This is a genomic window from Dactylosporangium sp. NPDC049140 (assembly GCF_040648435.1).
This window is the reverse complement of the sequence record NZ_JBEZDS010000030.1, coordinates 81002-94548: the sequence shown is the minus strand read 5'-3', so window position 1 is coordinate 94548 and position 13547 is coordinate 81002. Positions and strand designations below refer to the sequence as shown.

Here is a 13547-nt window from a genome sequence, read left to right as displayed (position 1 = left end):
GGCCGGGTACATCTGTAATCCTGCGCGGAGGCGCCATAAGCGCCGGTCGCGGGCAATGGCGGCCGCGGCCAGGAGCCGGACTGCGGGACGAGACGGGAACGACGCGCATGAGTGAGTACAACATCACATACCCCGACGGCGAGCTCGAGCTCAAGGTACGCAAGGCGACCGAGGGCCCAGGCGGGCTGGAGGTCGGCTCGCTGCTGAAGCAGACCGGCCAGGTCACCCTCGACACCGGCTTCGTCAACACGGCCTCGTGCGTCTCGTCGATCACCTACATCGACGGCGACGAGGGCATCCTGCGCTACCGCGGCTACCCGATCGAGCAGCTCGCCGAGGGCTCGACCTTCCTGGAGTCGTCCTACCTGCTCATCCACGGCGAACTGCCGAGCACCTCCCAGCTGGAGGAGTTCACCAACCGTATCCAGCACCACACGCTGCTGCACGAGGAGATGCGCCGCTTCTTCGACGGCTTCCCGCGCGACGCTCACCCGATGGCGGTGCTGTCCTCCGCGGTCAGCGCGCTGTCCACGTTCTACCAGGACAGCCTGAACCCGTTCGACAAGGAGCAGGTGGAGATCTCCACCATCCGGCTGCTGGCCAAGGTGCCCACGATCGCGTCGTACGCGTACAAGAAGGCCATCGGCCAGCCGATGCTGTACCCGGACAACTCCCTGGGCTACGTCGAGAACTTCCTGCGCATGACGTTCGGCGTCCCGTCCACGCCGTACGAGGTCGACCCGGTCGCGGTCAAGGTCCTCGACATGCTCCTGCTGCTGCACGCCGACCACGAGCAGAACTGCTCCACCTCCACGGTTCGCCTCGTCGGCTCCAGCCAGGCCAACCTCTTCGCGTCGGTCTCGGCCGGTGTCAACGCGCTCTTCGGCCCGCTGCACGGCGGCGCCAACCAGGCCGTGCTGGAGATGCTGCAGCAGATCCACGCCGACGGCGGCGACATCCAGTCGTTCGTACGCAAGGTCAAGAACAAGGAGGCGGGCGTCCGCCTCATGGGCTTCGGCCACCGCGTGTACAAGAACTACGACCCCCGCGCGGCCCTGGTCAAGAAGGCCGCCCAGGAGGTCCTCGGCCGGATGGCGACGCCCGACCCGCTCCTCGACCTGGCCATGCAGCTCGAGGAGATCGCGCTGGCCGACGACTTCTTCGTCTCGCGCAAGCTGTACCCGAACGTCGACTTCTACACCGGCCTGATCTACAAGGCCATGGGCTTCCCGACCACGATGTTCACGGTGCTGTTCGCGCTCGGCCGCCTGCCGGGCTGGATCGCCCAGTGGCGCGAGATGATCAACGATCCGGAGACCAAGATCGGTCGCCCACGCCAGGTGTACACCGGCTACGGCTCCCGGGATTACACCCCGATTGCCGCCCGGTAAAGACCCGCAGCGCCGAGTGCTTCTTGCTCGGTTGTCTACTTGACGGAGATCGACCCCGGCTGTCTCATACATGGGTTGTCTGGGGTCGATGTCCGTTTTGGACATGTGAGCAAACGGAGCCAGCATGAGCGCGCCAACGTTGTCGCCGCTACTGACCGCGGCAGTGCAGGACCGGACGTCGGGGGCCACCGGAGTGGCCCGGCAGGTGCTCGACGGTCTCGCCGAGTTCGTGGGCGATCCGGCGACCCTGCGTGCGATGGTGGCGCCCCTGCCGGGTCTGCTTCCGGGGTACGCGTCGATGTGGCACATCGCCCGGGCGGCCAACGGGGCCGAGCCGGGCCCCGCCCTGCGCGCGATCCGCGAGCAGCTCGACCGCGACGTCGAGCGCTCGGTCGCGGTCGCCACCAGGCTGCTCCGGCAACGGGGCGGCTGGGTTCGTACCGCACCGAGCAGCGCCCTGGTCAAGGCCGCCGTCGCCGCCCTGCCCGCCGGCACCGTCGACGCTCCGGGCACCGAAGGCCTGGCGCCCGTCACGGGCGTCGCCGGCGCCGACGCGATCAGCCCGACCCGGGTGCTCAACATCAAGGGCACGCTGGAGCTGGCCCGCGCCGTGCCCACGATCGTGGTGACCACCTCGCTGAAGCTGGTACCCGAGGACGTCTTCGAGGGCCTGGGCTCCCCCCTGTTCGAGCGGATCCCGCTCGACGCTTTCTGGGCCGTGGTGCTCGACGGGGAGTTGCTGACCCCGGCCGAGGCCGGGCGCCGCGCCGCCCAGCTGTCCTGAGGCTGTCCTGGTCGACGGAATCCCAGGCCGGTCCAGGGGAGCGACGCATAGGTGTTGGTCGATTTCTGGGAGCGCTTCTAAGCAGCCCGCGTATCTGCGATCAAGTCAATAGTCGTCCGTAAATGCGTGCCGACCAGCAACGGGAAACAATCCTTCCAAATCATGGGCGACGGAATCCGTGGCCTGGCAACGGATTGCCCCGGACTGCTCCACATTGGACAGTCGGGAAGACGGCACGATTTAGGGCTGTGCAGAGGCGCGTCCGCGGAGTACATTTCCTGCAACCCAAGGACAGCCGGGGCCGCCGCTTCCCCCGTGGCGGCGGCCCCGGTCTTGGGTTTCATCCGTTGCGGGTTTGCTCCGCGACGCGCCGGGACACCACAACGGCATGACTGCCGTCGATACGCGACCCCCGGAGACCCCGGCGCCTTCGGGCCCGCCGCCCCGCACGGTGTACCTCATCGGCGGCCTCATCCTCGTCGCGCTGATCGTCATCGCCGTCGTCACGGTCGCGGCCCGGCCCCGGCTGACCGGCGGGCGCACCGGCGAGGCGGCGCACACCGTCACCGGCGGCGTCGACGGCCGCGACCACGCCACCCTCGACCTCGTCACCGGCGCCACCTCGGTGACGGTCGAGGCCGCCGACCTCGGCGACACGCTGTACCGCGTCGACAGCGCACGCGGCCCCTCGGTCGACGAGTCCGGCGACCGCATCGAGGTCCATGTCACCGGCGGTGATGCCTCGGTCACGATCCGGCTCAACCGCGACGTGCGCTGGGACGTCCGCTTCACCGGCGGGGCCCAGAGCAACCACGCCGACCTGCGTGACCTGCGCCACCTCGCGGGCGTCGAGTACGTCGGCGGCGTCTCCGCCATCGAGCTCACGCTCCCGGCCCCGGCCGGCACCGTCCCGGTCCGCATCGACGGCGGGGCGAGCGCCGTGCGCATCCACGCGCCCGCGTCCGTGCCGGTGCGGGTGAAGGCCGGCGGGGGAGCGGGCCGGGTCGGCATCGACGGCGACGAGCACAACGGCGTCACCGCCGGGGCCACGTTCGCCTCCGGCGGATGGGACGCCGCGGCGGACCGCTACGACGCCGACGCCGCGGGCGGCGTCTCGACGATCACCGTCGACCGCGGCTGAGCGGAGGATCGTGCTAGTGCGGGTCGGCCGGCAGTTCGACGGGCGCGCCCGACACCGGCGCGTCCTCGGGCAGGTCGGGCAGGCCGAACAGCTCGGTCAGGCCGGTGATCTGCAACAGCCGGTGCACGAACGGTGACGGGCTGCGTACCTCGATGTCGCCGCCGACCTCGCGTACCTTGTTGTTCGCCGCCACCAGCGCCCCGATGCCGATCGAGTCCATGAACGGCACCCGGCGCAGGTCGATGGCGAGCAGCCGGGGACGGTACGTCTCCACGGTGTCCAGCACGACGGAGCGCAGCGCGCTCACGGTGGCCGCCTCGAGCGGGCCGAGCACCTCCACCACGACCGTGCCGCCGGGTACCTCGCCGGACTGGTGGGTCCGGACCATTGCGTCGCCCATTCAGGTCGCGTACCCAGCCCGCCGGAGCGGAAACGTCACGGGTTGGCGGAGATCAACAGCGGGAGCATCAGGCCGTACGCGCACAGCAGCACGCAAGCCTCCGGCCGGGTGATGCGATTACCCCTTTTGAGCAGCAGCCATGCGAGGAGGCCGGCCACGACCATCGCGGTCACCGCCGCGAACCCGAACGGCGCGATGGTGTGGCGGCCGGCCGCGATCCCCACGACCGCCCCGCCGATGAGGCTGTTGAACAGGTTGGAGCCCAGCAGGTTGCCCACCATCAGATCGCCCCAGCCGCGCCGCTGCGCCTGCACCGACGTCATCAGCTCCGGCAGCGACGTGCCGACCGCGACGAGCGTGAAGCCGATCACCGCGTCGCTGAGGCCCCAGCGGTGCGCGAGCGTGGAGGCGTTGGCCACGAGCAGCTGCGCGCCGCCCAGGGTCGCGGCCAGACCCACCGCGCACCGCGCCGCCTCGACCCACCAACGGCCGGGCGCGGGGGGCGGCTCGACGAACGCGGCGACGTCATCGGGCAGGGAGTCATCCGGTGGTACCCGTGACAGCCGCACCAGCAGCATTAGCGCCCCGATGCTGAGGACGGCCAGCAGTACACCCGCCACGAACTTCAGCCCGACGAGCGCGAACGCCCCGAAGACCGTGACCCCGGCGACCATGAGCGGCGCCTCGCGCACCGGCACGGACGAGCGCACCACCACCGGCGAGACCACCGCGACCACGCCCAGGATCAGCGTCACGTTGAGCATGTTCGAGCCGACCAGGTTGCCCAGCGCGAGGGCGGCGTTCCCCCGCACCGCGGCGGTGCCCGAGACCACGAACTCCGGCGTGCTGGTGCCCAGCCCGATGATCACGACGCCGACGATCACGGGCGCGACCCGCAGCACCGTCGCGAGCCGGCCCGCGCCGACGACGAGCTGGTCGGCGCCGACGGTGAGCAGCACCAGGCCCACGATGCCGAGCCCGGCGACGAACAGGGTCGACATCGGCCTCCTCCAGCACCCGCGCCTGGCTCGACACCCTACCGGTCCGGGCGCGCCGGCCCCGACCCGGTGAAAATCCGAAACCGGTTCCGGTGGATTGACCACTTCCCACCGCTGGCGCAAAGGCGCGCCGCGCTCTACAGTTTTCAACGAGACCGGCGTCTTCCCCCGTGGATGCCGGTCTCACCATTTTCTCCGGGCGTTGTGGGGCTGCCTCCACTTTGGACCGCCACGGTAGATTGGCTCCCGGCGGAGGGAGTGATCAGGTGCGTTGTCCACGTTGCGGAACTGAAGCCATTGACCCGGCCGGATACTGCGTCGGGTGCCGCCTGTACCGCGGCCAGACCCCTCCGGTGCCGCAAACCCCCGCGGTGCCCCAGCCGGCCCCACCCGTCCAACCTCCGGCCGCGCCGCAGTGGGTTCCGCCGGCCGGGCCCCAGCCGGGCCCGCCGCCCCCGCCCCGCGCGGTGCCTCAGCCGGCCCCTCCGGCCCCGGCCGGTTTCTACCCGCCGCCGCCCCCGCCGCCTTCCCGCAACCCGCTGCTGATCCCCGGGATCATCTTCGGCATCGTCGCCCTGCTGCTCGTCGGCGGCGTGATCGTCTACGCGTTCGCCCGCGGTGACGACAAGCCGGAGGACCAGGGCCTGACCGGCGGTACCAACCCCGTCGTGGCCGCGAGCGACTCCGCGACCGCCGACGAACCGAGCCCGACGCCGACCGGCCCCCTCGGCGGCCTGCCCGGCCCGAGCGCCTCCGCCTCCGGCACCGCGAGCCCCAGCGCGACCGCCGTGCCGTGCATCCTCGGCGTGTTCCTCGAGGAGCAGCACAACGAGCAGGTGACGGTGCTCAACACGGGCACGTTCCCGTTCACCGGCAGCGGGGCCTACCACCGGTACAACGAGAGCGGCCGGGTCGTGATCGACTACGGCGACGGCATGCACCTGCGCGGCAGCAACGGTTCGACCCAGTTCGAGTACATCTTCGAAGGCTTCATCTCGTACCAGTTCAAGTACGACGGCTCGACGGTGACGTACTCCTCGCCCCGCCCCGACGGCACCGAGACCTTCATCCGCAACGGCCACGTCGACTACAAGGGCAAGCTCGAGGCCCGCGTGCCCCAGCCGATGAAGGTCAACTGCGGCCCGGTCGCCATGAGCCTGTCCAACCAGATCTACACGCTGCAGCTCAAGCGTACGAGCAAGGCGCCCTGACAATTGCTCAAGTGCCCCCCTCCGGTGCCGATCAAGGTCGCGGAGGAGGAGCCTGCATGGACAACACGCTCGCCATGGTCATCGACGATTCGCGCGCGATGAGGGGGCATCCTGAGAAGGATCCTGCTGCCCCTCGGCTTCGAGGTCCGCGAGGCGGCCCACGGCAAGGACGCGCTCGACCAGATCTGGAACGACGACCTCAAGCCGGCGCTGGCGCTGATCGACTGGAACAGGCCGGAGATGAACGGGCTGGAGTTCGTCATGGCGGTACGCAAACAGAAACATCTCCGCCAGATGACCCTCATGATGGTCACCGCCGAGGCGATCATCGACAAGCTCACCTACCTGGGACTCGTCCCCCTCGCCGGCGCCGGGACAGCGGTCAGTGCCTGATCGGCCACGGACGGCGAAAGGCACAACGCTCGGTCCGATAGGCGACGGAAGAACCCCTGTCGCCGAACTACCGTGCGACACATGACGATCGACTTCCCGCACGGCTGGTGGGGCACGGACCTGGGCGCCGCCCGGGCGAGCATCGGAACCTACGAGCTCTACTCCACCGAGAGCCTGCCGGCGGTGGACGAGTCACGCTGCGACGGCACGTTCTCCTGGCTCGTGCCCGACGCCCCGCACGACCCGCTGCGGGCCATGGAGGTCGCGGCCCTCGCCGAGCACATCGCGCTGCCGGAGCCGTTCACCCGCTTCATGAGCAGCCAGGTGCTGATGGACGCCATCCCCTCGTGCACGGGCTGCGACTTCGACCTGGCCCCGCGCCCGGTCCCCAGCCCCGTGGAGCCCACCGCCCAGCTCGTGCGCTTCCTGCGTGACCAGCAGGATGCGGTCATCTGGTACCTGTACCTGCGCCCCGGCGCCGAGCCGTTCGTGATCGCCTCGCCGTGGCTGCTGGAGATCGTCGGCCTCGAGGAGGTCGACCGCTCGACCCTCATCGCCAACATGGTGCACGTCGCCGGATCCTTCGAGCGGTTCATCCACCGGTTCTGGCTGGAGAACGCACTGTGGTTCAGCGTGAACGAGGGCGACGAGTCCACCGACGAGATGAACCTGTACCTCGCGCATTACACCGCCGCTATTTAATCTCTTGCGCCACCCCGCCCGCGCGCCTATCTTTGAATACGTCAAGGCGTCAACAAGCAGAGGAGACCGACGATGAGCGAGCGACTGGCCGCGTCTTCGCTGCTCAGCGCCTTGTCAACAGGTGCGGGCCGGTGGTGTGACTAGGGGTACGACCCGACGTCACGTCAGCCGCTCGGGCCGGTTCCGGGCGGTTTTTTCGTGCCATTTTACATTTACTAATATCGATTAATAATGCCGTGGTGGCCCAAGGGTAGAGGCGTCCTCCTCAAAAGGGGACAGGTGCGGGTTCGAATCCCGCCCGCGGTACGCAAGGTCGTTTGGTTGCGCAGTGCAGATGAAGGGAGGAGGCCCGGTGACCGCGGTTCTCGTACTCAACGCCGACCTCGGACCCCTGCACCGGGTCTCACTCCGCCACGCCATCCGCATGCTCCTGCGCGAGGTGGCCGTGATCCACGAGGCGGAGCCGGACCGGGTGATCGGGGTCTACCCGCTCCCGCGGGTCGTGCGGCTCGTGTCCTACGTCGTCACCCGCTGGCGTTTCACCGGCGGCCCGGCCTGGTCGCGCGCCGGCGTCCACGCCCGCGACGGCCGCCGCTGCGGCTACTGCGGCACCGAGGCGACCACGATCGACCACATCCAGCCCCGCTCCCGCGGCGGCCGGAACACCTGGAAGAACACCGTTGCGGCCTGCACGGGCTGCAACCAGCGCAAGGGCGATCGCACCCCCGCCGAAGCGGGCATGGTGCTGCGCGTGAGGCCGTCGATTCCGACGTGGCACGCGCTGGTCCAGCGCTGACGCAAGGCCCCGGCCGGTCGGCCCTGTCGCTACCGCCGACCGCCCGGGGCCGCACGGGCTCGTAGCTCATCAGGAAGAGCGCCGCTCTTGCAAAGCGGAGGTGACCGGTTCGAGTCCGGTCGGGTCCACGCCCGGGTAGCCCAACGGGAAGAGGCGTCTGGTTCAGGGCCAGAAGGTTGGAGGTTCGAATCCTCTTCCGGGTACTGCGTTTTTCGCGCGAGGAAGGTTGGCCGAGAGGTAAGGCTGCGGCTTGCTAAGCCGTCGACGGGGGCGACCCCGCGGGGGTTCGATCCCCTCACTTTCCGCTGCACAGCACCCTTGGGAAGGCCAGCCGATTGGTGCCGGCACCCGTCTCGAAAACGGCGTTGGGTTAACGCCCGTGTGGGTTCGACTCCCACCCTTCCCGCTGTATTTTTATTTCCAGCTCGCTGCGCTCGCGGTGGGGGAGCTTCGCTCCACCCACACCCCCTCAAGATCTACGCCAGGGCGCTCTGGCGACGGCCAGGTGCGCCGGACGAGGCTCAAGATCTGCGCCAAGGCGCTCTCGCGACGGCGAAGTGTCTGGAAAGAGGCTCAACATCTGCGTCCGGGCGCTCTGGCGGCGGCCAGGTGCGCGGGACGGGGCTCTTTGCGGCGTCTTCGGTGAGCGCATCCGCGTCGTGTGCCGGCTGCACGACGTGGTCACTCGCCCGATCGCCGCCATCTTCCTCTAGACCGGGCCGCCTTTCGGGTGGGCCGCCCGCAACGTCCGCGTGCGGAGGCCCCTTCCGAGCCCTCTGAGGGCCCGCTGAGCGTTCTTGGCGAGCTGTCCGAGGTTCGCATCAGCCTCGGCACGCTCAGAGCCGTACACGGCCATCTCCCGCCACACCGGCAACATCTCTGCGCGCTCCTTCGTCTCGTTTCGTCGCTTCATCAGTACGACGAACAAGCCGAACGGAACCGGACACACTCGCCCCGAGCTTTCTGCACGACATTTCTTGCGCCACGCGCTCGTCGCCGGCCAAGCCCCGGGACGCGCGCTCAGCCCGGCCCGCGCGAACCTGCACCGTTCTGTGCGCGCAGTCCTGCACGGTCTGTCTGCGCGTTCGGTGCGTGCAGGTTGAGCGTTCTGTCTGCGCACATCTGCACGGTCTGTCTGTGCGCGGTCCTGCACGGTCTGTCTGCGCGTTTCGTGCACGTGAGTGAGCGTCCGCCGTCTGCGCGGACGCTCACTCACATGCGTGCGGGTCGAGCGTTCTGTGCGCGCGTGAGCGTCCGCGGACGCGTTTCTGTGCGTGTGTGAGCGTCTGCTGCCTGCGCGGGCGCGCGTTCTGTGCGTGGGTGAGCGTCCGCGGACGCGTTTCTGTGCGTGTGTGAGCGTCTGCTGCTGCGCGGGCGCGCGTTCTGTGCGTGCGGGTCGCGCGTTCTGTGCGCGCGTGAGCGTCTTCCGTCTGCGCGGACCTGCACGTTTCTGTGCGTGTGCGCGTTAGCGCGGTTTGCCGAACGCGTACTTCGTCAGCACTCGAACACTTCCGGCGCTGCGCTGCTTGGCGGCGGCGGGCAGCATGGTGAGCGCATGGATGCGTGAGGACAGGTGCCAGCGCGCGGCCTTGGCCGCCCGGCGCCATCCGTGGGCGTCCATGGCCTCCGCCGCCGAGAGGAAGAATGCCCGCGCCTCGCTGAACCGGCCGCCCGTCACCGCCGATGAGGATGACACGCTCTCGTTGTGCCGCCGGTACTGGAACACGACATCGGAATCGGCCACTAGCGCCCCGCCGCGCGTCACGAGCGCCAGGATGAGCTTGAGATCCTGGATGACCTTGAGGTCGAGGTCGAACCCGACCGCCTGCATCTCGCTCGTGCGCCAGGTCAGCGACGGGAAGTACAGCCAGTTGCCGCGCAGGAGGCTCGCCGCGAGATCCTCGCCGACCATGCGGACGGTGCCGTCGATCTTCGGCGCGTACACCCGCCGCTTCGTCGTGTCCGCCAGTGTGCGCACGACGGTGCCGTCGGTGCCGATGACCTCGACCCCGGGCTGGACGAGCACGGCGTCGGGGTGCTGCTCGATCAGTGCGTGAACGCGTTCGACGTACCGCGGCAGCATGACGTCGTCGCAGCCCATCATGTTCAGGAACGGCGCCTCGGCGCGGTCCACGCACTGCTGGAAGTTGCGCGTGATGCCCAGGTTCGCGGGATTGCGCTCGTACCGCACGCGCGGATGGTCGAGCGCCGCGAAGTACTCGGGAACGCCAGTCACCCGCTCGACCGGGTTGTCATCGAACACGGTGAGCCGCCACCGCTCATCAGTCTGCGCGAGGACGCTCTCCACGGCGATCTTGAGCAACGGCAGCTCACCGTAGTGCGGCAGCATGATGTCGAGCACCGTGCGATCGTAGCGGCCCGCCGGCACGACGAGCCGGGCGCTCCGTCTCGGGCGATCGGGCCAACCCGAACGAGGGGCACGAAAAAGCCGGCCCATCCGTGACAACGGATGGGCCGGCTCGGTGCGTCTGGATCAGTGCCGGGCTCGCCGCGGACCGGCCGGGGGCTGGCCCGCCGCGGCGCGCTTGGCGGCCTGCTGGTCCGGGGAGCTCGGGTCTTCGTCCCAGGCCTTCGCCCGGCGGATCTCGTCGAAGAAGCCGAGCAGCCGGTCGAGTTCCTGCGTGCTCGTCTTGTCGTCGGCCCGCTGGACCTTGCCCTTTTTGTTGTGCGAACGGATCTCCCGGCCGGTGTTGGTCGAGGAGGTGTCGTCCGCCGGGTCGGCCTGCTCGTCCGGCCTCGGGGCCCGCTGCGCCGGCATGCGACCGGTCGGGTCCTCGTGGTGGCGGGTGGGCGGCGTGACCGGGTCGAAGTGGTGCTCGTCGTAGTCGGGGGCGTCGAAGCTGTACCCGTGCGGCGCTCCCGGGCCCGACGGGTGCAACGGCTGGTCCTCGCGGTGGAACGCGCGCGGCGGGGCCACGTGCAGGTCCGGGTGCGCCGGAGCCGGGGCGGCCCCGTTGAAGCCGTTGTACTGCCCGTTGCCGTGGAAGCCGTTCGGAGCCTGCGGCGCCGCGCCGTACGTGCCCCCGGGACCGTGCCCGTTGACCGGAGCGGGACCAGGGCCGTGGCCGTGGCCGTTGACGGGAGCCGCGCCGTGGCCGTTCATCGGACCGTGCCCGTTGACCGGGGCCGGGCCGTGGCCGTTCATCGGAGCGGGGCCGTGGCCGTGGCCGTTGGCCGGAGCCGACGGGCCCGGGGCGATCGGCACGATCGGGGCCGTCGAGTCCGGGGTGCCGTTGCGGAACGCCGCGGTCGGGAACGAACCCGTCGTCTCGCCCGGACGCGGGCGGGGCTGCTGCGCCGGGGGCTCGGCCGGGTACCCACCGGGGCGTCCGGGACGCTGCGACCCATTCGGCGTCAGCGGCGCGAACGAGCCGGTCGGCGACTCAGGCACCGCCGGGAACGCGCCCGTCGCCGGCGAGGCGCCGTTGCGGGGCATCCGCTGGGCGTCGAACGAGGTGGTGGGCGGGTCGGCGGGCGGGAACGCGGGGAACGAGCCCGTGCGCGGGCCGCGGTCGGCGTCCGCCGGGGGGAAGGAGCCGTTGCGCGGGCCGCGGTCGGCGGGCGCGTCGGCGGCCGGGAAAGCGGGGAACGAACCGGTGCGTGAGCCGCGGTCGGCGTCGACCGGCGGGAACGAGCCGGTGCGGGAGCCGCGGTCGGCGTCGACCGGGGGGAAGGCGCCGGTGCGTGAGCCGCGGTCCGAGTCGACCGGGGGGAAGGCGCCGGTGCGGGAGCCGCGGTCCGAGTCGGACGCCGGGAACGAGCCCGGGCGCGAGCCGCGGTCGGCGTCCACCGCCGGGAACGAACCGGTGAGCGAGCCGCGGTCGGTGTCCGACGGGGAGAAGGCCGGGAAGGAGCCGGTGTGTGAGCTGTACCCGCGCTCGTAGTCCTGCTCGTGCGCGGCCGAGCGGTTCACCGTCGGGTGCGCGCCGGACGGGTGGCCGTTGGCGGGCCGACCGTCGACGAGGAACGGGCCGTTCGCGTCGCCGTGGCGGCCGGTCGCGTGCCGGGGCGCGTCGGGCGTGACGGCCGGGAAGGAGCCGCTGTTGGTCGGCGTGGCCGGGGACACCAGCTCGACCTCGCCCGGCTCGGGCAGCGACTCGAGCAGCCCGGTCGCCAGGATGAACACGTTCGGGGCGGCGCCGCGCGGTACCGCGATGTAGGCCCGCTTCCGCGCGTCGATCGGCAGCTTCTCGAGGATCTCGGCGATCGTGTGCGCCGGCGGCGGGATCTCGGCGGCGTTGGGCGCCCCGACGAGCACCGCGCAGCGGTTGACGTCGACGGGCAGCTCGCGCACCCAGTCGGCCGGGTCGTTGAGGTGCTCCGGGCGCACCCACAGGCCGGCCTGCACGACCTCGAGCACCCAGCCGGAGCCGAGCGAGAAGGTGGCCTGCCCGGCCGGGGTGCCGAGCACGTCCGGGCACGGGTTGATCCAGTCGACCGGCCGCGGCGCGCCCGTGCGGGGCGCGTGCCAGAGCTCGCGGGCGAAGGTACGCCAGCGGGGAAGACCTTTGTTGTCAATGGTGACGACGGCGCGCTGGCCGGCGGGCGCGCACAACGGCAGGCCGGTGCGCACGTGCACGGCGCGGCCGAGCACGTCGGCGACGACCGGGCCGACCGGGCCTTCGGCGATCGGGTTCTGCCCGTACGGCGTGAAGACGCACCGGTCCGCGGCGAGCGTGGGCACGGCCGTGACGGCGCGGGCGAGCTCGTCGCGGTGCAGCGGCTCGTCGCCGGGGTGGCCGAGGATCATCGCGGGGTTCTCGGGATCGGTCGGCACCGAGTACGCCAGGTCGGTCACGCTGCCCACGCGGCGGCGGTGGAGCCACAGGCCTGCCGGGATCTGGTCGAGCACGAGGTCGCCGGGCAGTTCCGGCATCTCGGTGCACAGGTCCGACTCCCACGCCGGGGCGGGGAAGCGCCAGCCCACCCGGACCGCGGGCGTGCCGGTGCGGAAGCGCCAGAAGCCGCCGGGCCGCTGCTCGCCGCGCCCGACAGGGGCGAAGAGCGAGCCGCCGGGTACCCCCAGCAGCGGGCCGGCCGCGGCGATGACGTCGATGCCGAGCCGCATCGCGATCATGTGCGCGGCGGCGGGGCGGTCGTTGGTGGCGCAGGCGCCGTCCCAGGCGACGAAGCGCATGGCGGTGAACCCGCGGGGCAGGCCGTTGGCGAGGACCTCGGCGAGCTCCTCGATCATTGCCGGCTGCAGCTTCACCGTATGGGAGCTGATCACCACCGCGCATTCGGTGGAGCCGTGGGGGGAGACGACAAGCGCCGCCGAACCCGCGCTGGGCTCCTCACCGGAGTGGACGACCGCACCGGCACCGAGCCAGGACACCTTCATCCCGGGCCAGTGACGCAGCCGCACCTGCATCGCCGTGCTCATGCGGACCTCTCAGCACTATGGAGCCGTGCCCCGCCGAAGGCGGCTGCCGTCCGCGGCATCACCGTCCCGGCGCCTGGCCGCGTACGGCCTGGCTCGTCCGGTGTGCGGGCTGCGAGCGGGCAGCAACGAGTCAAGATCGCCCTCCGTCGGGTGTGCCACGAGCGGTGCGGTGCGGAGGGGGTTCCACACCGATCACCGCAGGGCGGCTCTGCCGGATCGTACCGCGCTGAGTGACGGACGCAACCATCCCGTTTGTCGGCGGACCCGCTAGGAAACGCCAACCGGCCGGTCGATTGCACCCGATTTGGTGGCCTTGATGGTGACTTC

General features: G+C 70.7%; 11 protein-coding genes and 5 tRNA genes. 12 read left to right on the top strand and 4 right to left on the bottom strand.

All coding sequences use genetic code 11. The annotated features are described in order from the left end of the window. Positions 1-107: 107 nt before the first annotated feature. From AB0B76_RS36845 to AB0B76_RS36835, 3 genes are all read left to right on the top strand, one after another. Complete coding sequence (locus AB0B76_RS36845; protein ID WP_360384312.1) at positions 108-1391, top strand: citrate synthase; 1284 nt, start codon at positions 108-110, stop codon at positions 1389-1391. A gap of 124 nt (positions 1392-1515) precedes the next feature. Beyond that, the gene (locus AB0B76_RS36840) at positions 1516-2175 is read left to right on the top strand and encodes a hypothetical protein (RefSeq protein WP_360384310.1); all 660 of its coding nucleotides are present in this window, start codon (positions 1516-1518) and stop codon (positions 2173-2175) included. 388 nt (positions 2176-2563) lie between these two features. Next, positions 2564-3316: a hypothetical protein gene (locus AB0B76_RS36835; protein WP_360384308.1), complete on the top strand. Its 753-nt coding sequence runs from the start codon at positions 2564-2566 to the stop codon at positions 3314-3316. A gap of 13 nt (positions 3317-3329) precedes the next feature. Here AB0B76_RS36835 and AB0B76_RS36830 read toward each other — a convergent pair whose 3' ends face one another. Both AB0B76_RS36830 and AB0B76_RS36825 read right to left on the bottom strand, forming a co-directional pair. Further along, positions 3330-3716 carry an STAS domain-containing protein gene (locus AB0B76_RS36830; protein WP_360384306.1) on the bottom strand — a complete coding sequence of 129 codons (387 nt, stop codon included), beginning with the start codon at positions 3714-3716 and terminating at the stop codon, positions 3330-3332. 35 nt (positions 3717-3751) lie between these two features. Further along, complete coding sequence (locus tag AB0B76_RS36825) at positions 3752-4717, bottom strand: sodium:calcium antiporter (protein ID WP_360384304.1); 966 nt, start codon at positions 4715-4717, stop codon at positions 3752-3754. Between the two features lie 464 nt (positions 4718-5181). On the opposite strand from AB0B76_RS36825, the gene AB0B76_RS36820 reads away from it, so the two are divergent. The 9 genes from AB0B76_RS36820 to AB0B76_RS36780 all read left to right on the top strand — a co-directional run bounded on the left by AB0B76_RS36820 (position 5182) and on the right by AB0B76_RS36780 (position 8222). After that, a complete protein-coding gene (locus AB0B76_RS36820) occupies positions 5182-5925 on the top strand; it encodes a hypothetical protein (protein WP_360384302.1) in 744 nt (247 codons plus the stop codon). A gap of 108 nt (positions 5926-6033) precedes the next feature. Next, positions 6034-6318, top strand: coding sequence for a response regulator (locus AB0B76_RS36815; RefSeq protein WP_360384366.1), 285 nt, complete (start codon positions 6034-6036; stop codon positions 6316-6318). A gap of 81 nt (positions 6319-6399) precedes the next feature. Then, the gene (locus AB0B76_RS36810; RefSeq protein WP_360384300.1) at positions 6400-7020 is read left to right on the top strand and encodes a hypothetical protein; all 621 of its coding nucleotides are present in this window, start codon (positions 6400-6402) and stop codon (positions 7018-7020) included. Positions 7021-7253: 233 nt separating this feature from the next. Next, positions 7254-7326 (top strand) — tRNA-Leu (locus AB0B76_RS36805). A 46-nt stretch (positions 7327-7372) separates the two neighbouring features. Beyond that, positions 7373-7816, top strand: coding sequence for an HNH endonuclease (locus AB0B76_RS36800; protein ID WP_360384298.1), 444 nt, complete (start codon positions 7373-7375; stop codon positions 7814-7816). Between the two features lie 55 nt (positions 7817-7871). Continuing rightward, positions 7872-7944: transfer RNA gene (locus tag AB0B76_RS36795), tRNA-Ala, on the top strand. A gap of 1 nt (position 7945) precedes the next feature. Further along, a tRNA-Leu gene (locus AB0B76_RS36790) sits at positions 7946-8019 on the top strand. Positions 8020-8036: 17 nt separating this feature from the next. Next, a tRNA-Ser gene (locus AB0B76_RS36785) sits at positions 8037-8121 on the top strand. A gap of 15 nt (positions 8122-8136) precedes the next feature. Then, a tRNA-Ser gene (locus AB0B76_RS36780) sits at positions 8137-8222 on the top strand. 1059 nt (positions 8223-9281) lie between these two features. Here AB0B76_RS36780 and AB0B76_RS36775 read toward each other — a convergent pair. Both AB0B76_RS36775 and AB0B76_RS36770 read right to left on the bottom strand, forming a co-directional pair. Then, positions 9282-10178, bottom strand: coding sequence for a glycosyltransferase family 2 protein (locus tag AB0B76_RS36775; protein WP_360384296.1), 897 nt, complete (start codon positions 10176-10178; stop codon positions 9282-9284). Positions 10179-10310: 132 nt separating this feature from the next. After that, positions 10311-13220, bottom strand: coding sequence for a hypothetical protein (locus AB0B76_RS36770; RefSeq protein ID WP_360384295.1), 2910 nt, complete (start codon positions 13218-13220; stop codon positions 10311-10313). Positions 13221-13547: the final 327 nt, after the last annotated feature.

Excerpts from the sequence above, each read along its gene's own strand:
- AB0B76_RS36845 (WP_360384312.1), top strand. The coding sequence starts at position 108 with ATGAGTGAGTACAACATCACATACCCCGACGGCGAGCTCGAGCTCAAG.
- AB0B76_RS36840 (WP_360384310.1), top strand. The coding sequence starts at position 1,516 with ATGAGCGCGCCAACGTTGTCGCCGCTACTGACCGCGGCAGTGCAGGAC.
- AB0B76_RS36835 (WP_360384308.1), top strand. The coding sequence starts at position 2,564 with ATGACTGCCGTCGATACGCGACCCCCGGAGACCCCGGCGCCTTCGGGC.
- AB0B76_RS36830 (WP_360384306.1), bottom strand. The coding sequence starts at position 3,716 with ATGGGCGACGCAATGGTCCGGACCCACCAGTCCGGCGAGGTACCCGGC.
- AB0B76_RS36825 (WP_360384304.1), bottom strand. The coding sequence starts at position 4,717 with ATGTCGACCCTGTTCGTCGCCGGGCTCGGCATCGTGGGCCTGGTGCTG.
- AB0B76_RS36810 (WP_360384300.1), top strand. The coding sequence starts at position 6,400 with ATGACGATCGACTTCCCGCACGGCTGGTGGGGCACGGACCTGGGCGCC.
- AB0B76_RS36770 (WP_360384295.1), bottom strand. The coding sequence starts at position 13,220 with ATGAGCACGGCGATGCAGGTGCGGCTGCGTCACTGGCCCGGGATGAAG.